The sequence below is a fragment of the Kineosporia rhizophila genome (assembly GCF_021277265.1).
Classification (GTDB): Bacteria; Actinomycetota; Actinomycetes; order Actinomycetales; family Kineosporiaceae; genus Kineosporia; species Kineosporia rhizophila.
This window is the reverse complement of record NZ_JAJSOH010000010.1, coordinates 39894-61112: the sequence shown is the minus strand read 5'-3', so window position 1 is coordinate 61112 and position 21219 is coordinate 39894. Positions and strand designations below refer to the sequence as shown.

Genomic DNA, 21219 nt, shown 5'->3' with positions numbered 1-21219 from the left:
GAGTAAGGCCGGTCACAGCACTAACTTCGACGGTGTGGAACACGAGATCAGAGTCCTCAGCGACGCCCAGGAAGTCGGCCGGTCCCTCGAGGTCTTCCTGAACGCGATGGTCGGCATGCGCTGGCCCGACCCGGAGGCCGTGCCCGGACTGATGGAACCGGGGCGCACCGTGGCGGCGTACGTGCCCACCGCCAACCCGAGCGCCGACGTGCCGGCCGGGAACACCAGCCACCCGGAACGGCTGGTCGGCACGGCCAGCTCGTTCACCAGCTGGATGATCGTGCCCGGCGGCAAGAAGGTGCCGCAGGCCGCGGTCACCGACGTCGGGGTGCTGCCCACCCACACCCGGCGCGGGCTGGCCGGGGCCCTGATGCGCCACCAGCTCGAGCAGTGCCTGGCCCGCAACGAGATCGTCGCCAGCCTGCGGGCCAGCGAGGCGACGATCTACGAGCGCTGGGGCTTCGGCATCGCCAGCAACGTGGCCACGGTGGAGATCTCGGTGGACCGGGCCGACTTCCGCCCGGGGGTGCCCAAGGGCGGTGACGTCCGGCTGGTCGACCTGCGCGAGCGGGCCGACCAGGACCTGCTGGCCCGGATCTACACCGGCGCCAACTGGGTCGGTGCGATCGACCGGCCCAGCTACTGGTGGCGGGCCCGGGCGCACGTGCGCCAGCTCGGCCAGGACCACCACTACGCGGTGGTGCACGGGATCCCCGGTCACGAGGACGGGTTCGCGATCTACACGCCGCAGGACAGCAGCACCTGGTTCCGCTCCAAGGACCGCTGCATCGTGGTCGGCGACTTCGTCGCGAACACCTCCCGCGCGCACTTCGGCCTGCTGCGGTACCTGCTCTCGCTCGACCTGGTGCAGCGGGTGGTGCTGGACACGATGCCGGTCGACCACTCGATCGAGAAGCTGTTCACCGACGAGCGCTCGGTCAGCACCCACGGCCGGCGCGACGAGACCTGGCTGCGGCTGGTCGACGTGCAGGCCGCGCTGGCCGCCCGCACCTACCGGGCGCCGGGTCAGGTGATCATCGAGGTCCGCGACGACCTGCTGCGCGACAACAACGGCCGCTACCTGATCTCGGCCTCCGGGGTGGCCCGCACCGAGCAGCCGCCCGACCTCACCATGGACGTGGCCCAGCTGGCCTGCGTCTACCTCGGCGGCACGCCGTTCTGGCAGCTGGCGCAGGCCGGCCGGATCGCGGTGCACCGCGACGCCGGGCTGACCGTGGCCGACCACCTCTTCGCCCTGCGTCGCGCGCCTTTCGGGGGCACGATGTTCTGAGCGCCCAGCCCCAGGCCGGGATGATCGTCCGAAGGTGAAATCGTCTGTCCATGAGCTGATTTCACCGAGCAGAACGGTCAACCCCGGCGAACCTGACGAGATGCGGCTGGGATCTGAGAGGTGCTTGGGGATATCCCCCGTTCGACGACTGAACCTCCGGCGATTCGGCAGGGGTTGGATCATCACCAAGTGACATTCTGTCAAGATGTTGTGGCTGAGAGTAGGCAAGGCGTGTGGTGCTCTCCGTACCGCCGCGATGGTCTCCGTCGCCGGTGCAGGGCTCGGACTCTCCCTCACGGGAACAGCTTTCGCCGATACCGGAGAGCCGGGCCCGAAGGGCGAGATCGGCCGGAGCCCCTACCGCGAGGTCGTCCAGTACGCCCCCAACGCCGTCTCGGTCACCTTCGGCACTGCGCTGCGTGAGTCCGGCGCCTCGATGAGCATCAGGACCAAGTACGGCGAGGTCGGTGAGGGCAAGGTCTCCACCAGTGCCCGCACCCTGCGCCGCTCGCTGGTGGTGGGCGCGCCCAACGGCCCCTATACCGTCGACTGGGAGGCCGTGGCCAAGGACGGCCGCAAGTTCTCCGGCACCTTCAGCTTCACGGCCGGGCACCCGAACGACGATCCGCGCAATCCGGGCCGCCCCTCCCCGAAACCGACCGGGACCGAAGAGCGTGCGCAACCGTCGACGTCCTCAGATCCTGCCCCCTCGGTGACCGTGACCGCCTCGCCGTCGGTCAAGGACGCCTGGGCCTACGACGACGAGGCCTCGGTGGTTCCGGTGCGGACCGACCGCGAACCACCCTCGAACGGCGGCGCCGCGTACGGCTTCCCGCTCCTGGCCCTCGGGGTCGGCTCCTTGCTGGTTCTCGCATCCGGGCTGGTCAGCCGACGCCACCGTCCAGCGGTGGCCGAACGGCTGACCATCCGGACCAGTCGGGGCATCTACTCGGTCTGACCGTCCGGCTCGACGCGCTGCTCCTTCTGCCCCGCCTTCTGAACCGTTCGGCCGGGCAGGGGGAGCAGTCGCAGTTCGGCCGGGATCTGGGCCAGGTCGATCACCCGTCCGCTGGGGGCGACGTACGTTTTTTGGATTGAACGGGTGTTGTCGCCCTGATCTTCAGTGGTTCCACTCGGGTCGGTGGCCGGGTTCGGGGTGGCCGGGGCGGTCTCGACGGTGACCTCTGCGTCGGGCCGGGTCTGGTTCAGGGCATGAAACGTTTGTTCGGACTGGGCGGTCGGCCCACCTGGGTCGGTGGTTGCGCAGACCCGCTCGGCCGGCGGATCGGGCAGAAGGATCTGACGTCGCACCGGCCCCTGTCCGGTCTCCGGAAAGCGGTGAGGCTGGTTGCGCTGCACGGTTTTCCCGAGGCGGTCGAGCAGGCGGGTGAGGGGGGAGTGCGGGGCCCGGACCAGGGTGACCACGAGCCAGGCCGAGGCGAAGTGGAGCGGCAGCAGATAGGCCGCGGCCAGCACGTCCGGCCGGGCCGCGCAGAAGAGCAGGGTGGTGAACGCGAGCAGGGGAGCCGTACGCGAGGTCCGGATCCGCTGCGGCACCGAAGGACCGTGCGCCGGCACCCGCACCGACCCGGTGTTCATCCGCAGCCAGTAGATGGTGAGCGTCCCCGTCCCCAGCCCGGCCAGGGCCCGCCCCAGCACGGCCAGCCCCAAGGTGCCCAAACCCTCCTGCTCGAGCGTGAGCAGCAGCGCCGAACCCCCGATCGCCGCCAGCCCGGCCAGCAGCGGCCAGATCCCGAAACGCCAGAACCCCCTGCGGTCGGCCGGGCTTCGCCAGGCCAGGAAGACGCCGGCCAGCACCAGGAGCAGGTCGAACCCCACTCTGCTGCCCACGAGAATCTGTTCCAGCACTTCGGGCCCGGCCGAGGTCTGCCCTGACTCTGCGGTGAGCCAGGAACTGGTCTCGCCGCCCAGGGCGAAGGGGATCGCGAGCAGGGCCAGGCCGGTGATGGCCGGAAGGAGTGGCTGGGGGCCGGCCGGCGGCAGACGTTTCGGGATGGGACGAGGCTGCTCGTTCCCCTGGTCGTTCCCTTCGGCGGCAGCGGTCCCGGCGGCTTGCCTTTGCTCCACCACCGCAGCGGGCGGGACCTGGGCCTCGGCCGTGTGCAGGTCGGGTCGGGGCGCGGCGTTCATGTGTGACGAAAGCCCTTTCGGCCGATGCGAATGACGGCGGTCCGCAAGGTGCCGATCGGAACGGCCCCCGCGCGCCGCCGGGGCAGCCTATGAACCAACGGCCGGTACTCACGTGATCACACAGCGTCAAACGGCCGGTAGTGTTCAGTTCGGCCGTTCGACCTACCTGTCCATTGCCTGCCCTGCCCCTGGCGCGACCCGCTGGTCGGGTGTTCGGCCGCTCCCCGTCCGGCGCAACCTTGATCCAGGGCTGAGCCGGGATTGTCGGTGTGGCCGGTTAGGGTTCTTCCCATGACTCCGGCGCGCGGTGCGATCCGGCTGACCCGGACGGCGATCTTCTCGCTGTCCGCCGTCGGCCTCGCTGTCGCTGCCCACGCGGTCGGGGGCGAACCGGTCAACCTGGTCGTCGCCCTGCTCTGCGTCCCTGCAGTCATGCTGGTGGTCAACCTCCTGGCCGGCCGCCGCCGCGGCCCCGCCGCGCTGGTGCTGGCCATGGGCGGCACCCAGTTCGCCCTTCACACCGCGCTGATGGCCGGCGAGATGGCGGGCTCCTGCCGGATGACTGCGCAGCACCTGGCCTCCGGCGCCCACGCCTCCACCCTCTCCGGCTGCGGCCCGGGCATGTCCGGGCACCAGACCTCAGACCTCTTCGCGATGTCGCCGCGCATGCTCGCCGCGCACGCCCTCTCCGCCACCCTGCTAGCCCTGCTCCTGGCCCGGGGCGAGGCCGCGATCTGGGCCCTGGCCGGCTGCCTCGGCTTCCGGCTCGCCCTGCCCCACCTCCCGGCCCCACCCCCGGCCCGAAGCCCCCTTCCCGTCCTCGTCCGCGAGGCCCTGCTGCCCCGCGCAGTGGTGCCGCGCCGCACCGTCCGACGGCGCGGCCCACCCGAACCCGCCCTGCCCCAGGCCCTCTAGGCGCGTTCTGTGAGTCGCTGGCGTGGCGAGGAGATGCCGATGCGCGGCCGTGGCGAGGACATGCCGGTGCGCGGCCGTAGCAAGGACATACCGATGCGCGGCCGTGGCAAGGACACGCCAGTATGCGGCCGTGGCGAGAACATGCCGGTGCGCGGCCGTGGTGTGGACATGTCCGGTGGTCGTGCGGCAGGCCGGTTCTGCTGACCCTCTGCGGGTGGCTGTTCCTGACCCAGTACGCCCGCCCCGGCTGGCGGCGCCCTTCGGCTACCTGGTCGACCTGCTGGCCGCCGTGCCGTCGATCGTCTACGGCCTGTGGGGCTTCTACGTCTTCCGCCCGAAGATCGAGCCCTTCCAGAGCTGGCGGTGAGTGCCCTGACCCTCTGCGGGAAAGTGCCCTGACCCTCTACGGGAAAGTGCCCTGACCCTCTACGGGTAAGTGCGCTGGCCCTCTGCTGGTGAGGGCCCTGTCCTTCGGCGGCCGTCCTACCGAGGTCTCCTCCTTCGAGGCCCGGCGAGACTGACCGTCACTGGGACTGCTCAGCTGTCACGGACAGCGCTTCGCGCAGCAAGACTCCGAGGGCGAGCTTCGTCGGCCGGCACTGCTCCCACAAACGGCACCGCGAGTTCCCCTCCGACGCCGGCCCAACAGTCCGATCGTCAGCGCTATCGCCAAGACTCAGTTCTGCCAGGCCCGAGGTCATCGCCGGCTGATCGATGTGACGTCGTTCCGGAAGAGCGGCGGCCTCGGCAGCAGATCTGGCGGATGGCGTCGGCTCCGGTGGGGACGGCATCGGCGTTCGGCCTGTGAACTGGCTAACTCTGGCGGGTCAGCCCTTGGCTCTCTGGGGCAAGGATTCCCGAGGACGGCCGTCGCCGACGCAGCAGAGGGCAGCAGAGGGCAGCAGATGGCAGCAGATGGCCTGGGGCAATACGTGCAGTTCGCAATTCCTGGCAGTAGATCCGAGGCGGCCGTGAGCCGTCCATCATTCGTCCTTAGAGAAAGACTTCCGAACCATGTCGCAATCGCGCTCTCCTCTGGCCGCCCGCGCCGGGGCCACGCTCCTGGCCGCCGCCGCCATCACCTTTGCCGGGGCTACGGCGGCCCAGGCTCACGTCCGGGTCACCCCTGACAGCACCGCTGAGGGTGGTTACTCGCGGCTGACGTTCCGGGTGCCGAACGAGTCGGAGACCGCCGGGACCACGTCGGTCGAGGTCAGCCTGCCCATCGCCACCCCCTTCAGCTCCGTCATGACCAAGCCGGTGCCGGGGTGGAAGGCCGAGGTCGTGGAGGGGGAGCTGCCCGAGCCGATCGAGGTGGACGGGGCCACGGTCACCAAGGCGCCGGTCACGGTGACCTGGACGGCGGCGAAGGGCACGCAGATCAACCCGGGCGAGTACCAGGAGTTCTCGATCTCGGTCGGTCCGCTGCCGAAGATGGGCACCGCGATCGAGCTGCCCACCAAGCAGACCTACTCCGACGGCCAGGTGCAGGACTGGAACGAGCCGACGGTCGAGGGTGAGGAGGAGCCGGAGAGCCCGGCGCCGGCCTTCGAGGTCACGGCGGCAGAGGCCGATGGACACCACGCGACCGCGGCACACACCGACACCGCGGCCGGCGAGGCTGCAGGCTCCGACGACTCGGGCAGCTCAACCTCCGGCAGGTCGGACTCGGACAGCTCGGACTCGGCGGCCCGCTGGCTCGGCGCCGGTGGCCTGGCGGTCGGCCTGATCGGGCTGGGACTGGCCGCAGTGGCCTGGCGCCGGGTGGCGGCGCTGCAGAGCGCGCGGCCGGTTCAGGGCAGCACCGCCGGTTCCGAGAACAAGCCGGGAAGCTCGCAGGGGAGTGTGGCGTGACCATCCGTACCAATCGTTCAGTGGCCGAGCACGGCGAGCAGCAGCGGCATCTCGGCCCCCGGGCCCGGTTCGCAGCCGTTCTGGCCCTGGTCCTTTCCGGGCTCGTGCTCGGGGCCGGCCCGGCACTGGCCCACGACCAGATCGTGGAGTCCAACCCCAAGGACGGCGCGAACGTCAAGACGCTGCCGGACGAGATCGAGCTGGTCTTCAACAACAACCCGCTCGCGCTCGGCTCGGTGGTCCGGATCGAGAGTCCGGACGGTGACGTCACCGAGGGCAAGCCGAAGATCGTCGACGAGACGCTCACCCAGGCCATCGCCGCCGGGGCCCCCGCAGGCAAGTACACCGTCCAGTGGCGGGTGACTTCGTCCGACGGCCATCCGATCTCGGGCGAGTTCACCTTCACGGCCGAGGCAGGCAACGAGCCGGCCGCCGAACCCACCGAGACCACCGGGGCCACCGGGGCCACCGGGGCCACCGACCCCACCGAGACGGCCGAGCCGACCGGGACCGCTGAGTCGACCGAGGGCGGGGCCCAGGTGATTGAAAGCGCCGAGCCCAGCGAGAACACTGCCAGCGCGCAGAGTTCTTCGGACGAAGACGGTGGCGCATCTCCGGTGCTGATCGTGACCCTGCTCGTGCTGGCGCTCCTGGCGATCGGCGCGGCGGTCTACGTCTTCGTGCTGGCGCCGAAACGCTCCAGCGACAACTGATCTCACCCGGCCCCGCCCGCTCCGCTCCTCAGCGGGCGGGGCGAGGGCGGGTGCTGATGTGTGCACATGGTTCACCTGGTACCAGGTGAACCATGTGCACACATTCGTTTTGGGGCGGACTGAGGTCCGAGCGTGGCCGGCTTGGGCCGGAGTGGGGTCGCCTCGCGCCGGGGTGAGGCCGGAACGGGCTGGGTTGGGGTGAGCCGGAGTGGGGCCGGGTTGGGGCGGAGTGGGGCCCGAGTGGGGCCCGAGTGGGGCCGGATTGTGTTTGGCGGGAGCTGGTCAGTGCCGGGTCAGAGGTTTGGGCAGTACCGCGTGCGGGGCCGCTGGCACCTGAAGCAGACCCAGTACTGGATCAGCGTTGTTCGGGGAGCACGACGGTGACGCGGCGGTTTGCCCGGCGGCCGGCCTTGGTGTCGTTGGTCCGGCGCGGGCTGGTTTCCCCGAAGCCCTGTACGTCGAGGCGTACGTTGGTTCCGTGGAGCCGCAGGCTCAGGGCATTTGCTACCGCGAGTGCCCGCTGCTGGGACAGGTCCAGGTTGTGGGTCTCGCTGCCGGTGCTGTCGGTGTAGCCGTTGACCTGGATGGTTCCCTGCATCCGGGCTTCCCGGACCTGCCGGGCCAGGTTGTCCAGCCGTGAACTGGCCCGGGGGGACAGTTCGAAGGAGTTGAAGGGGAACAGGACGTCTGAGAGGAACGTGATCTCGCGGCCTGGCTGAACGGTGGGCGCCACGTTCGGTTTCTGCGAGGAGAGCACGGGCGCTCCGGATCCGCCTGGCCCGGCACCGGTGGCTTGGGGGTCGCTGGCGGACGAGGTGTCGCCCGCGCCGGACTCGCCCCCTGCCCCTGCCCCTGCCCCTGGCTCGCCCTCAGCCCCGGGTTCGCCTCCGACGTCAGAGTTCGCTGCGTCGGAGCCTTCCCCGTCAGAGCTTCCCGCGTTTGAGCCCCCTAAAGCAGTGCCGCCCTGGCCAGTGCCACCCGGATCGGTGCCACCCGGATCGGTGCCGCCTGGGGCAGTGCCATTGGGATCGGTGCCGCCTGGGTCAGTGCTGCCCGGGTCAGACAGGGCGCTGCTGGGGTTGGCGCCGTCTCCAGATCCTGGGCCACGAGCGTTCCCCGTTTGCCCGGTGTCCGTGGCGTCGGCGCCACGGAGGTCGCCGACGGCGGTGGTCGATGGGTCGGAACTCTTCAGTGGGGGGAGCACATGCAGGCCTACCCAGCCTAGGAGTACCAGCGCGGCGAGCGCCATGACGCTGCCCACGACCGTGTTGCGATGCACCTGCCACCAGACCGCCCCTCGGCTCATCGGCTTCGGCCGGTCAGGTTCTTCCTGCTCCGTCGCGGCCGGTTGCTCGGGGATCACCGGGACCGGCGGGGTCTGCAGTACGCGGAAGCCCCGGTCGTCGCGGGCACGGGCCAGGGCGACTAGTGCGCTCGCTAGGCCGTCGGCGGAGTTCAGGCCCTTCGGGTCGAGCAGGGCGGCCCAGTCCAGCCACAGGGTCAGCGCACTGATCAGCCCGTCTGGCCCGAACCCGGCCACTACGCGCAGGGGAACGCGGATACCTTCGTCGTCAACTGGCGGGGGAGCCGAAACCCGACTGGGGCGGCGCTCGTGCTGGCGCGCGACCACTACGGCTTCCTCCGTGACCTCCGCGGCCGAGACCAGGCGTCGCGACGGTGTCCAGGAGAACTCCCGGATCATCGACTGCAGGTCCCGGCTCGCCCGGCCGAGTTCCTCGTGCCCCCGGAGAACGATGTCCCCCTCGCGCCGAGGCACTCGCAGGTAGGCGTCGGGAGCAAAACAAAGGACGAACGCGTCGGGGTCACGCCGAAGAACGGCCTCGCGTACGGGTTCGAGGGGGTCGGGGCCGTACAGGGCCGACGACGTCGGTTCGTCCGCGGGGGAGTCGTCGCGGCGTGCTCTCCGGCGGGAAGGTGCTTCGGTCACGACCGCCGTCCGGCGAACAGGACGGGCGGATGTGCACGACGGGTGACGAATGGTGTCGGAGCGCGCACGGACGAAGACTGCCGGTCGCCTCGAGCGATCCGCAAGGGGGCAAGCACCTAGAGGGAACGAAAACTCTCCAACAAACTGAGGACGCTGGTGAGCCGGAGTGGCTCACCAGCGTCCTCAAGCGGTTGTTGCATCAGGCGTTGGTGACCAGCCCGAGCTCGGCGGGCGCGACCAGCCCCTCGTGCCGGGGCAGCACCCGGACCGTGTATCCGAACGGGCCGGTGCGGCGCAGGGTCAGGTGCCCCTCGAACACGTGCCGCCCGTCGGCCGGGTCGTTGTCGGCCGGGCCGGCGTACTGCAGGTCCTGCACCACGAAGTCGGTGATCAGGTCTTCCGGCGAGACCCGCCCGTGCACCACCTGCACCTGTACGTCTTCCGGGGCCAGGCCGTCGATGAAGGCCACCGCGCGCACGCTCATCTGATCGCCCACCTGCGGGCTGTCGGAAAGGCCGGAGGAGTCGACGTGCTCGACCCGCACGGCCGGCCAGGCGGTGCGCACCCGGGCCTTGAAGGCGGCCAGGTCACGGGCCAGTTCGGGGGTGGTGGCCCGCCCGGCCTGGGCGGCGGGCAGGTAGAGCTGGCGCACGTAGTCGGCGACCATGCGGCTGGCCAGCACCTTCGGGCCCAGCGAGGTGAAGGTGTGGCGGACCATCGACAGCCAGCGCTGCGGCAGGCCGTCCTCGTCGCGTTCGTAGAAGCGCGGCGCGACCTCGTTCTCCAGCAGGTCGTACAGGCCCGCGGCCTCCAGGTCGTCGCGGTAGCCCGCGTCCTCCACCCCGTCGGCGGTCGGGATCGCCCAGCCGTTCTCGCCGTCGAACCACTCGTCCCACCAGCCGTCCAGCACCGAGAGGTTGAGCCCGCCGTTCAGCGCCGACTTCATCCCCGAGGTGCCGCAGGCCTCGAACGGGCGCAGCGGGTTGTTCAGCCAGACGTCGCAGCCCGGGTAGAGCGACTGGGCCATGGCGATGTCGTAGTTGGGCAGGAAGACGATCCGGTGCCGGACGCCGGCCTCGTCGGCGAAGCGCACCATCTGCTGGATCAGCCGCTTGCCGGTCTCGTCGGCCGGGTGCGACTTACCGGCGATGACCAGCTGGACCGGCCGCTCGGGGTGCAGCAGCAGACGCCGGAGCCGCTCCGGGTCGCGCAGCATCAGGGTGAGCCGCTTGTAGGTGGGCACCCGGCGGGCGAAACCGATGGTCAGCACGTCCGGGTCGAGGATCTCGTCGACCCAGTGCAGCTCGGCGTTGCCGGCGCCGCGGCGCAGCCAGGAGGCGCGCACCCGCTGCCGGGCCTCGTGCACCAGGTCGGCGCGCATCTCGCGGCGGGTGGCCCAGAGCTCGGCCGCGGGCACCTTGCCGATCTCTTCCCATGCCTTGGCCTCGGTGCGGATCTGCGGGCCGATGTGCCGCACCGCCAGCTCGATCATCCGGCCGTCGACCCAGGTGGGGGCGTGCACGCCGTTGGTGATCGAGGTGATCGGCACCTCCGGCGGGTCGAAACCCGGCCACAGGCCGTCGAACATCTCCCGGCTGACCACCCCGTGCAGCTGCGAGACCCCGTTGGCGCGCTGGGCCAGGCGCAGGCCCATCACCGCCATGTTGAACACCGAGGCGTCGCCCCCGGGGTACGTCTCGGCCCCGAGCGCCAGGACCCGCTCGACCGACAGGCCGGGCAGGCCGCCCTCCGGCCCGAAGTGGCTCATGATCAGCTCGCGGGCGAACCGGTCGATGCCGGCCGGGACCGGGGTGTGGGTGGTGAACACGGTGGCCGCGCGCACGCTTTCGAGCGCCTCTTCGAAGCTCAGGCCGGTGCCGACCAGCTCGCTGATCCGCTCCAGGCCGAGGAACCCGGCGTGGCCCTCGTTGGTGTGGTAGACCTCCGGCTCCGGGGCCCCGCTGATCCGGCTCCACAGCCGCAGGGCCCGTACGCCGCCGATGCCCAGCAGCATCTCCTGGTGCAGGCGGTGTTCCGGGGTGCCGCCGTAGAGCCGGTCGGTGACCGCCCGGAAGGCGTCGTCGTTGGCCTCGTGGTCGGAGTCGAGCAGCAGCAGGGGCACCCGCCCGACCTGCGCCTTCCACACGTGGGCGACCAGCGGGCGGCCGCCCGCGAGGGTGACCGTGACCTCGGCCGGCGTGCCGTCGGCCTCGCGGACCAGCGAGATCGGCAGCTCGTGGGGGTCGAGGACCGGGTACTCCTCGTGCTGCCAGCCGTCGCGGGTGAGCGACTGCTCGAAGTAGCCGCGCTGGTAGAGCAGGCCGACCCCGACGATCGGCACGCCCAGGTCGCTGGCCGACTTCAGGTGGTCGCCGGCCAGGATGCCCAGACCGCCGGAGTACTGCGGCAGCACGGCGGTGATGCCGAACTCCGGCGAGAAGTAGGCGATCGAGCGGGGTGCGGCCGGCCTGCCCTCGGCGGCCAGTTCCTCGTCGAGGGTCTGGTACCAGAGCGGCTTGGTGAGGTAGGCGTGCAGGTCGGCGGCGGCCGCCTCGACCTGCTCGACGAACTCGCTGCGCTCGGCGAGGGCCTGCAGCTCCTCCGGCGAGAAGGAGCCGAGCATGGCGACCGGGTCGCGACGGGCGGCCTCCCAGCGGGCCGGGCTCAGCGACGCGAACAACTCCAGGGTCGGGCGGTGCCACGACCACCGGAGGTTGCTGGCGAGCTCGTCCAGTGCTTTGAGCGGCTCGGGCAGGACGGTCCGGACGGTGAATCGGCGGATCGCTCTCACCCGGCAAGCCTAGGCCCTGCCGGCGGATCTCTCTCGGCGAGTCGGTGAACCTCTTGCGGAACTCGCAAGAAGTTTCACCCGGAGGCTGCCGATAGGTTTTGAAGCACCGCAGTGATCGCCACGAAACTACTGTCTGGTTGGATCTGGGCCTGGGGTGCCGTTGGCGCGACCATGATTCGTGGTGGTCGGCGGGCGGCCCGCTTCGCGGATTCGTTCCAGGTGCCTGGTGTGTCGGTGACGCGGGCCAGGTGAACGGTGGGGTACCGCCCGAGGGCGTTCGGATGGCGTCCTGATGGTGGCTCGGCGGTGACGGTGCGGTGGAAATGCGGGGACCCCCCGGCATGACCGACCCTGGTACCTGGATGTTGGGCAGTTGGTGTTGTTCGGAATTGGCGGGGGCCGAGTCGGGGCCCTGCCGGGAAGGTCGTCGGAAGCGTCCATGAGCCTGCACAGTGGCTTTGATCAGATCGACCGCATCTCAGGCGTCGCGGGAACGGGTAAACGCATGGAGACACAGACCAGCTCGACCCCTGAGTACAACGGCAGGGACGCCGCGCTCTCCGCGCCCGTCCCCGCCCCCTATCTCGCCCAGGGGAAGGGCGAGAGCGCGTCGGTCGTCTACGGACGTCCCGGCATCGGCCGCATCCCGGTCACCGGGGTGACCCCGAACGTCGACGGCGGGCGCTGGCCGGCCAAGGCCGTCGTCGGGGAGACCGTGGAGGTGAGCGCCGTCGTGTTCCGGGAGGGGCACGACGCGGTGGCCGCCACCGCCGTCCTGATCGACCCGGAGGGCAACCGCCACTCCGAGGTCCGGATGACCCCGGGCGCGCCCGGGACCGACCGGTACCACGCCAGTTTCACGCCCGACCGGATCGGCATGTGGTCGTTCGTGGTCGAGGGCTGGAGCGACCCGTACGGCACCTGGGAGCACGACGCCGTCATCAAGATCGGCTCCGGGGTCGACGTCGAGCTGATGCTCGAGGAGGGCGCCCGGCTGATGGAGCGGGCGGTCAAGGAGACCCGCCAGCGCCGTAAGCCGATGCTCAACCTGACCGAGGCCGCGGCGGTGATGCGCAACAGCAACCGCTCGGTCTCCGAGCGGCTCGCCGCCGGGCTGTCGCTGCAGGTCAAGGGCGCTCTGAACGAGAGCCCGCTGCGCGACCTGGTCTCGCCCTCACCGGTGCTCAGGCTCGAGGTGCAGCGCGAGCGCGCGCTGTTCTCGTCCTGGTACGAGTTCTTCCCGCGCTCCGAGGGCGCCCGGCTGGACGAGAACGGGCGCTGGATCTCCGGCACCTTCCGCCAGGCCGAGCCCCGGCTCGAGGCCGCCGCGGCGATGGGTTTCGACATCGTCTACCTGCCGCCGATCCACCCGATCGGCCGGGTGAACCGCAAGGGCCCGAACAACACCCTCACCCCCGGCGAGACCGACCCGGGCTCGACCTGGGCGATCGGCTCGGACGAGGGCGGTCACGACGCGATCCACCCGGACCTGGGCACGATCGAGGACTTCGACCACTTCGTGGCCAGGGCCCACGAGCTGGGCCTGGAGATCGCGCTCGACCTGGCCCTGCAGTGCGCTCCGGACCACCCCTGGGCCAAGTCGAACCCCGAGTGGTTCACCACCCGGGCCGACGGCACCATCGCGTACGCCGAGAACCCGCCGAAGAAGTACCAGGACATCTACCCCCTGAACTTCGACAACGACCCGGCCGGCCTGGCCAACGAGATCCTGCGCGTGGTCAACCACTGGATCGACCACGGCATCAAGGTGTTCCGGGTGGACAACCCGCACACCAAGCCGGTCTCGTTCTGGGAGTGGCTGATCCGCACGGTGAACGAGACCCATCCCGAGGTGATCTTCCTGGCCGAGGCCTTCACCCGCCCGGCGATGATGCACACCCTGGGCAAGGTCGGCTTCCACCAGTCGTACACCTACTTCACCTGGCGCAACACCAAGCAGGAGATCACCGAGTACGTCACCGAGCTCTCGGGCTCAAGTGCCGACTACATGCGGCCGAACTTCTGGCCTAACACCCCGGACATCCTCCACGACTTCCTCCAGAACGCGGGGCCGTCGGCCTTCAAGCTGCGTGCGGTGCTCGCGGCCACCCTCACCCCGAGCTGGGGCATGTACTCCGGCTACGAACTCTGCGAGGGTGCGCCGCTGCCGGGTCGCGAGGAGTATCTGGACAGCGAGAAGTTCCAGTACCGCCCACGGGACTGGAGCAGCTACGAACCGGGCGGGTCGAACCACGGCCGATCCATCGCGCCGTACATCACCCGGCTGAACGACATCAGGCGCAACCACAAGGCTCTGCAGCGCCTGCGCAACACCGTGTTCCACGCCGTCGACGACGAGCAGGTCATCTGCTACTCGCGCCGGCTGGAGTCGAGCGAGACGGGCGGTGGCCCCGAGGACGTGCTCATCGTCGTCGTCAACCTCGATCCGCACACCACCCGAGAGACCACTGTGCACCTGGACATGCCCGCCCTGGGCCTGGACTGGTTCGACGGCTTCGTCGTCGAGGACCTGATCACGGGCACCACGTACCCGTGGCAGGAGCACAACTTCGTGCGTCTCGACCCCTACTTCCAGCCCGCCCACGTCCTCCACGTCAGGAGGGTCTAGGTTGCCCAGGAACATCGGTGCGGGAATCCACCCGGGGCTCGACAACGACCCCAACTGGTACCGCAAGGCCGTCTTCTACGAGGTCCTGGTCCGGGCCTTCGCCGACTCCAACGGGTCGGGCTCGGGTGACTTCACCGGGCTGATCGGCAAACTGGACTACATCCAGTCGCTCGGCGTGGACTGCCTCTGGCTGCCGCCGTTCTACGCCTCGCCGCTGCGCGACGGCGGGTACGACATCGCCGACTACTGCGCCGTGCTGCCGGAGTTCGGCACCATGCCGGACTTCCAGGAGTTCGTCGCCCAGGCGCACGCCCGGGGCCTGCGGGTGATCACCGACCTGGTGATCAACCACACCTCGGACGCGCACCCCTGGTTCCAGTCCAGCCGCAACGACCCGGAGGGGCCGTACGGCGACTTCTACGTCTGGAGCGACACCGACGAGCTGTACCAGGACGCCCGAATCATCTTCGTCGACACCGAGTCCAGCAACTGGACGTTCGACCCGGTGCGCCGGCAGTACTTCTGGCACCGCTTCTTCAGCCACCAGCCGGACCTGAACTTCGAGAACCCGGCGGTCGGCGAGGCGATCCTCGACGTGGTCCGGTTCTGGATGGACATGGGCATCGACGGCTTCCGCCTGGACGCCGTGCCCTACCTGTTCGAGGAGGACGGGACCAACTGCGAGAACCTTCCGCAGACCCACTCCTTCCTGCGCAAGCTGCGCACCACGATCGACGAGGAGTACCCGGGCCGGATCCTGCTGGCCGAGGCCAACCAGTGGCCCAAGGACGTGGTGGAGTACTTCGGCACCGAGGACGAGCCGGAGTGCCACATGTGCTTCCACTTCCCGGTGATGCCGCGGATCTACTACGCCCTGCGCGACGAGAAGGCCAAGCCGATCGTCGACATCCTGGCCGAGACCCCGGACATCCCGGCGCACGGCCAGTGGGGCACCTTCCTGCGTAACCACGACGAGCTCACCCTCGAGATGGTCACCACCGAAGAGCGCGCCGCGATGTACGGCTGGTACGCCCCGGACCCGCGGATGCGGGCCAACATCGGCATCCGGCGCAGACTCGCGACCCTGCTCGACGGTTCCCGCGCGGAGATCGAGCTGGCGCACGCGCTGGTCCTGTCGATGCCCGGCAGCCCGACGCTGTACTACGGCGACGAGATCGGGATGGGCGACAACATCTGGCTGCCCGACCGCGACGCGGTGCGCACCCCGATGCAGTGGACGCCGGACCGCAACGCCGGCTTCTCCACTGCCGATCCGGGCAAGCTCTACCTGCCCGCCGTGCAGTCGCTGCAGTACCACTACGCGGCGGTGAACGTGGAGGCGCAGCTGGCCACCTCGAGCTCGCTGCTGAACTGGGTGCGCTCGATGCTGCAGATCCGGCGCGAGCACCCGGCCTTCGGGATGGGCACCTACCAGGCGGTCGAGGCCGACAACCCGGCCGTGCTCGCCTTCCTGCGGGTCTACCAGGGCGACCCGGAGACCGGCACCGCCCCGGAGATCCTGCTGTGCGTCAACAACCTCAGCCGCACCGCCCAGGCGACCACGCTGAACCTGCCGCACTGGACCGCCGACCACGAGATCAGCGACATCTTCGGCGGGACCGGGTTCAAGCCGGTGCCGCAGACCGGTGAGCTGACCCTGACCATGGGCTCGCGGGACTTCTACTGGCTCTCGATCACACCCCCGATCGACCCGACCGCGCGCAACATCGGCACCTCGATCGCCGCCAGCGCGAACGCCGGGGCCGCCCGATGAGCGAACCGGGCAAGCCGTCCACCGGTGCCGTCGACGTGGCCGGGCTGCTGGCCAGCTGGCTGCCCCGGCAGCGCTGGTTCTCGGCCGGCCACGGCGGGGTCACCCTGGCTCCGGCGGGCCAGATCATGCTGGTCCCGCCGGTGCCGGCCCCGTCGGTGGTCGAACCGGCCACGGGTGAGATCGCGCTGCCCCCCGAGGGGCAGCCGGTGCTGGCGCCGGAGGCGGCGATCGAGCGTCCGGTCGGGATCGTGGTGCACCTGATCAGTGCGCTGCCGGCCGGGCAGTCGCCCTCCGACGCGGGTTCGGCCACCTACCAGGTGCCGCTGACCTACCGGGCCGAGCCGGTGCCCGACCTGGCCCACGCGCTGCTCGGCGAGCTGCGCACCCCGGACGGCGTGCGGTACGTCTACGACGCCCCGCACGACCCGGACTTCGTGTCGGCCTGGACCGAGCTGATCGCCGCCTCGGCGGAGGCGATGTCCGAGGCCGGCACCCCGCGCAGCCGGGTGCGGGGGGTGCGCCGGGCCGGGGAGAACCCGCCCGACCCGCACCGCAGCGCCAAGGTGCTCTCCGGCGAGCAGTCGAACACCTCGATCATCGTCGGCCCGGACGGCGCCGACCCGGTGATGATCAAGCTCTTCCGGGTGCTCCAGCCCGGCCGCAATCCCGACGTGGTGGTGCCCGGGGCGCTCGCCCGGGCCGGCAACGAGCGGGTGCCGCGGCTGGTCGGCTGGGTCGAGGGCGAGTGGGTGCAGCCGGGCGGTCAGCCCGCCTGGGGGCACCTCTCGGCCGCGGCCGAGTTCGTCGCCGGCAGCTCCGACGGCTGGCGCATCGCCACCGGCGCGGTCACCGACGGCGAGACCTTCGCCGGGCTGTCGGCCCAGCTGGGTGGGGCCACGGCGGCGGTGCACGCAGCGCTCGCGGCGGCCCTGCCCACCCGTCCCAGCACCAAGGCCACGCTCGCGGCGCTGGCCGATCACCTGAAGCAGCGGCTGAACTGGGCGCTGGAGGCGGCGCCGGCACTGGCCGAGTACGCCGCGGCCGCGGGTGAGGTGGTCGAGAAGGTGCGGCACCTCGACGAGGCGCCCGACCTGCAGATCGTGCACGGCGACCTGCACCTGGGCCAGGCCCTGCACTCGGACGCCCGGGGCTGGGTGCTGCTCGACTTCGAGGGGGAGCCGTTGCGGCCGCTGGCCGAGCGCGGCGACCCCGACCTGGCGTTGCGCGACGTGGCGGGCATGCTGCGCTCGTTCGACTACGCCGCCCGGCACTCGGTTCTCGGGCTGGCCGACGACGACCCGCGTTCCCTGGCCGCCTCCACCTGGGCCAGTGAGTGCCGGGAGGCCTACCTCAACGGCTACGCGGCCGAGGCCGGTCGCGACCCGCGTCAGGATGCCGAGCTGTTGCGCGCGCTGGAGCTCGACAAGGCGCTCTACGAGGTGGTTTACGAGACGCGGCACCGGCCCGGCTGGGTCGAGGTGCCGCTGCGCGCGGTGGGGCGGCTGCTGGCCAGGTCTTCCGTCCGGTAACTCCGAACAGAACTGGGGACGTGTGTGCGCTCGGTGCGCACACACGTCCCTTGTTTGTTGTGGTTGGGGTGGGTGGCGCAAATTGGGAAAGCCCCGAACCTTGTGGCACTATTCCAAATGGCGCAGTCGCGGGGGCTGCGGCCGAAGTGCTCTGGGAGGACGAGGCAGCATGATGGCGAGTCTGGAAGACCGGGTCTCGGCGATGGAGCGGGTGCTGGGTATGGAAGACGGAAAAGTCGGTCCTGAGGGGCATCTCGGGGCCGTGGTGCGGTCGCACACGCGGTCGCTGGACTACCTGAAAATGAACCAGGCTCAGCACAGCGTGATGCTGAACCAGTTGTGGCAGGAGCAGAAGCGGCAGGCCCAGGTGCAAGAGGCGCACAGCAATACCTTGAACATGCACACGGCTGTGCTCAACGACATGCGGGCCGAGATGAAGGGGCTGCATGCGAAGCAGGACCGGCTTCTCGAGATGCTGACCAACTTCGTCAACCCCGAATGGCCCAACAGCGGTCGCTGACCCGGGCAAACCGAGGACGTGTGTGCGCACCGAGCGCACACACGTCCTCAGTTCGTGGTCTCAGGAGTTGTCGAGCGGGAGCCCCGGCGGGTTGATCTCCGCCTTCTCGACTGCCTCGTTCTCCAGCTGGTAGGCCTTGAGCCAGGCCTCGTACTGGCCGTTCTCGATCAGGTAGTCGATCGCCCCGGCCAGCGGTTCGACCAGCCCGTTGTCCTTCTTCGTGGTGGCCGCGATCAGACCCTGCAGCGTGTCACCGGCGCCCGACCACTGACCCGCGCCGCGGGTCGGCGAGCTGCCCGAGGCGCCCCGGGCGACCTCGTACTGGATCCCCGGGTTGGGGCCGAAGTAGGCGTCGATCTTGCCCGAGGTCAGGGCCAGCTTGATGCTGTTGTTGTCGGGGAAGTACTTGACCTCGAAGTCCTTGCCCTCGCCCTGCAGCTTCTTCTGCCACTCCAGCAGGATCTTCTCCTGGTTGGTGCCCCGGCCGACGCTGACCACCAGCCCTTCGAGGTTGCGGTAGTCGCCGTCGAAGTTCCAGGTGCTCTCCTTCTTCACCTGGAAGGCCAGGTCATCCTTGCGGTACGCGGCGAAGTCGTACTTCTGCTTGCGTTCCTCGGTGTCGGTGATGTTGGAGAAACCGACGTCGTTGCGGCCGCTGTCGATCCCGACGAACAGGTTCTCCCAGGTCACGTTCGACACCTCGGCCTCCAGCCCGAGGGTGGCGGCGACCAGCCGGCCCAGGTCGGGCTCGGCCCCGGTGACCGTCTTCTGGTCGGTACCGACGAACGCCAGCGGCGGGAAACCGGCGGGCAGGGCGCCGACCCCGATCACCAGCTTGCCGCTGTCCCGGATCTCGGCCGGCAGCTTGGCCCGCAGGTCCTCCTGCACGTCGATGTCGATCGTGGTCTCGGTGTACGGGTCGCCGGTGGCCACCGCGATCTTCACCTGGTTGCTGCCGGTCGTGCCGGCCGGCGCGGAGGTCGCGTCGGCCTCGCCACCGCAGGCCGCCAGGGTGACGAGCAGGACGGTGGCCAGGGCGATGGTGGATCTGGACATGGTTCTCCTTGGGAACGTGCTGCGGGGGAGGTGGTTACAGGACCTTGGCGAGGAACTCGCGGGTGCGGGGGTGCTCGGGCCGGTCGATCACCTGACGGGCCGGGCCGTGCTCGACCAGCCGGCCCTCGTCGAGGAAGAAGACCAGGTCGGCGACCTCACGGGCGAAGGCGATCTCGTGCGTGACGATGATCAGGGTGGTGCCGGTGCCGGCCAGGTCGCGGATCACCGTGAGCACCTCGCCGACCAGTTCCGGGTCGAGCGCCGAGGTCGGCTCGTCGAACAGGATCAGCTCCGGCTCGAGGGCCAGGGCCCGGGCGATGGCCGCGCGCTGCTGCTGCCCGCCGGAGAGCTGACGCGGGTAGGCGTGCGCCTTCTCGGCGATCCCGACCCGCTCCAGCAGGGCCAGCCCCTTCTGCCGGATCTCGGCCGGTGGGTGGCGGCGGTGCGCCAGCGGCGCCTCGATCACGTTCTCGAGGATGGTCAGGTGCGGGAACAGGTTGAAGTTCTGGAACACGAAACCGATCCGGGAGCGCTGGGCCCGGATCGCCCGGTCGCTCAGTTCGTGCAGCCGGCCGCGGTGTTCGCGCACACCGACCAGTTCGCCGAACAGCTTCACGTAGCCCAGGTCGAGCCGGTCGAGGTGGTTGATCGTGCGCAGCAGGGTGGACTTGCCGGCGCCGGACGGGCCGATGAGCGCCGCCACCTGCCCGGCCGGGATGCTCAGGCCGATCCCGTCGAGCACCTTGTGGGTGCCGAACGACTTGGTGGCCTCACGGATCTCCACTGCGGTCACGAGAACCTCCGGTTGACGACCAGATTCGTCACGCCCCGGCGCAGTTTCTGCCAGGGGGTGGGGGGAACGGTGCGCAGGGCGCCGGGGGCGTAGTAGCGCTCGACGTAGTACTGGACCACCGAGAGGATGCTGGTCAGGATCACGTACCAGACGGTGGCCACGAGCAGCAGCGGCACGATGTCCCCGGGGAAGGTGGAGCTCATGCTCTGCACCACGCCGAACAGGTCGAGCAGCGACACGTAGAACACCAGGGAACTGGCCTTGATCAGGCCGATCAGCTGGTTCACGTAGGCCGGCACGATGGTGCGCAACGCCTGCGGCAGGACGATCCGGCGGAACTGCCGGGTGCGGCTCAGCCCCAGCGCGGTGGCCGCCTCGTGCTGGCCCTGGTCGACCGAGGCGATCCCGGCCCGCACCACCTCGGCCGCGTACGCCGCCTCGTTCAGGCTCAGCCCGATCACCGCGATCACCGTGTAGCCGAGCAGGTCGGTGGTGGCGAACGAGGTGAACACCGGGCCGAACGGGATGCCCAGGCCGAGCTCGGGGTAGAGCGCGGAGAAGTTGAACAGGAAGATCAGCAGCACGATCAGGGGGATCGACCGGAACAGCCAGATGTAGGTCCAGCTGACCGCCTGCAGCAGCGGGTTGGGCGACAGGCGCATCAGGGCCAGGACGATGCCGCCGGCCAGCCCGAGCACCGCGCTGTAGGCCGTGACCTGCAGAGTCAGCAGCAGGCCGTCGAGGATGGAGGCCTGGGCGAACCAGTGGGCGAACCGGTCCCACTGGAAGAACGGGTTGGTGACCAGGCCGTTCACGACCTGGGCGGTCAGTACCGCGACCACCACGGTGGCGACCCAGCGCCAGGGGTGGCGCAGCTGGACCACCGGCTGGGTGACGAGCGGGTCAGGTTCGGGCGGAGCCACGACGGGCTGGGCCACGGAGGAATCGGCGCTCACGCAGAACGTCTCCTAGAGGGCAGGACCGACAGCCCTGCCCGGGTGGGCAGGGTCAGTGAGAAGAGGCGTGCCTGGTCAGATTCGACAGAGTGCGCTGCCGACCAGGACCAGGTCGACGTGCAGGCGCCTGCACAGGGGGACGCGGGCAGCAGGAAGCATCGCTCGTCCCTCCTCAGGATGACGATTCCGCTCGCCGTGAATGGCGTTGACAAGCAAGCTAAATCGCCCATTTTCTTTTGTCAACCAAATTGGTCATGATTACCGGTGTCCGACCGGCCCGGGTTCCCCTGGCGCCGGAC

General features: G+C 70.0%; 15 protein-coding genes and 1 pseudogene. 10 read left to right on the top strand and 6 right to left on the bottom strand.

Translation table 11 applies throughout. The features are described from left to right. The first annotated feature begins 34 nt into the window (after positions 1 to 34). Together LWF15_RS16410 and LWF15_RS16405 are read left to right on the top strand one after the other, a co-directional pair. Entirely contained in the window at positions 35 to 1291 is a 1257-nt protein-coding gene (locus LWF15_RS16410) for a GNAT family N-acetyltransferase (protein ID WP_232811696.1), read from the top strand. A 205-nt stretch (positions 1292 to 1496) separates the two neighbouring features. Further along, the gene (locus tag LWF15_RS16405; protein ID WP_232811695.1) at positions 1497 to 2249 is read left to right on the top strand and encodes a copper resistance CopC family protein; all 753 of its coding nucleotides are present in this window, start codon (positions 1497 to 1499) and stop codon (positions 2247 to 2249) included. Here the strand turns inward: LWF15_RS16405 and LWF15_RS16400 are convergent. After that, a complete protein-coding gene (locus tag LWF15_RS16400; RefSeq protein ID WP_232811694.1) occupies positions 2237 to 3442 on the bottom strand; it encodes a hypothetical protein in 1206 nt (401 codons plus the stop codon). The two genes, LWF15_RS16405 and LWF15_RS16400, sit on opposite strands and share 13 nt — an antisense overlap. Positions 3443 to 3733: 291 nt before the next feature. Between LWF15_RS16400 and LWF15_RS16395 the strand changes: the two genes are divergently transcribed. The 4 genes and pseudogenes from LWF15_RS16395 (at position 3734) to LWF15_RS16380 (ending at position 6924) form a co-directional block, all read left to right on the top strand. After that, positions 3734 to 4357 (top strand): hypothetical protein, encoded by a 624-nt coding sequence (locus LWF15_RS16395; RefSeq protein ID WP_232811693.1) that lies wholly within the window; start codon positions 3734 to 3736, stop codon positions 4355 to 4357. Positions 4358 to 4575: 218 nt separating this feature from the next. Further along, a pseudogene (locus LWF15_RS16390) lies at positions 4576 to 4718 on the top strand (phosphate ABC transporter permease subunit PstC); the annotation flags it as partial. Positions 4719 to 5371: 653 nt separating this feature from the next. Continuing rightward, on the top strand, positions 5372 to 6211 hold the full coding sequence (locus LWF15_RS16385) for a YcnI family copper-binding membrane protein (RefSeq protein ID WP_232811691.1): 840 nt from the start codon (positions 5372 to 5374) through the stop codon (positions 6209 to 6211). Beyond that, the gene (locus tag LWF15_RS16380) at positions 6208 to 6924 is read left to right on the top strand and encodes a copper resistance CopC family protein (protein WP_232811690.1); all 717 of its coding nucleotides are present in this window, start codon (positions 6208 to 6210) and stop codon (positions 6922 to 6924) included. Before LWF15_RS16385 ends, LWF15_RS16380 begins: the two co-directional genes overlap by 4 nt. Positions 6925 to 7279: 355 nt before the next feature. On the opposite strand, the gene LWF15_RS16375 is transcribed toward LWF15_RS16380, so the two are convergent. Continuing rightward, positions 7280 to 8872, bottom strand: coding sequence for an OmpA family protein (locus LWF15_RS16375; RefSeq protein WP_232811689.1), 1593 nt, complete (start codon positions 8870 to 8872; stop codon positions 7280 to 7282). Between the two features lie 199 nt (positions 8873 to 9071). Next, positions 9072 to 11663 (bottom strand): alpha-glucan family phosphorylase, encoded by a 2592-nt coding sequence (gene glgP / locus LWF15_RS16370; RefSeq protein ID WP_232811688.1) that lies wholly within the window; start codon positions 11661 to 11663, stop codon positions 9072 to 9074. A gap of 505 nt (positions 11664 to 12168) precedes the next feature. On the opposite strand from glgP, the gene LWF15_RS16365 reads away from it, so the two are divergent. From LWF15_RS16365 to LWF15_RS16350, 4 genes are all read left to right on the top strand, one after another. Then, positions 12169 to 14292 carry an alpha-1,4-glucan--maltose-1-phosphate maltosyltransferase gene (locus LWF15_RS16365; protein ID WP_232811687.1) on the top strand — a complete coding sequence of 708 codons (2124 nt, stop codon included), beginning with the start codon at positions 12169 to 12171 and terminating at the stop codon, positions 14290 to 14292. Position 14293: 1 nt separating this feature from the next. After that, a complete protein-coding gene (gene treS, locus LWF15_RS16360; protein WP_232811686.1) occupies positions 14294 to 16066 on the top strand; it encodes a maltose alpha-D-glucosyltransferase in 1773 nt (590 codons plus the stop codon). Further along, complete coding sequence (locus tag LWF15_RS16355; protein WP_232811685.1) at positions 16063 to 17595, top strand: maltokinase N-terminal cap-like domain-containing protein; 1533 nt, start codon at positions 16063 to 16065, stop codon at positions 17593 to 17595. Before treS ends, LWF15_RS16355 begins: the two co-directional genes overlap by 4 nt. 169 nt (positions 17596 to 17764) lie before the next feature. Beyond that, positions 17765 to 18115: a hypothetical protein gene (locus tag LWF15_RS16350; protein WP_232811684.1), complete on the top strand. Its 351-nt coding sequence runs from the start codon at positions 17765 to 17767 to the stop codon at positions 18113 to 18115. A 60-nt stretch (positions 18116 to 18175) separates the two neighbouring features. On the opposite strand, the gene LWF15_RS16345 is transcribed toward LWF15_RS16350, so the two are convergent. The 3 genes from LWF15_RS16345 to LWF15_RS16335 are packed head-to-tail and all read right to left on the bottom strand — an operon-like array spanning position 18176 to position 20902. Further along, positions 18176 to 19171, bottom strand: coding sequence for a transporter substrate-binding domain-containing protein (locus tag LWF15_RS16345; protein WP_232811683.1), 996 nt, complete (start codon positions 19169 to 19171; stop codon positions 18176 to 18178). Positions 19172 to 19205: 34 nt separating this feature from the next. Further along, positions 19206 to 19964, bottom strand: a complete 759-nt coding sequence (locus LWF15_RS16340; protein ID WP_332879912.1) for an amino acid ABC transporter ATP-binding protein — start codon at positions 19962 to 19964, stop codon at positions 19206 to 19208. Continuing rightward, on the bottom strand, positions 19961 to 20902 hold the full coding sequence (locus LWF15_RS16335; protein ID WP_408623428.1) for an amino acid ABC transporter permease: 942 nt from the start codon (positions 20900 to 20902) through the stop codon (positions 19961 to 19963). Before LWF15_RS16335 ends, LWF15_RS16340 begins: the two co-directional genes overlap by 4 nt. Positions 20903 to 21219 lie beyond the last annotated feature (317 nt).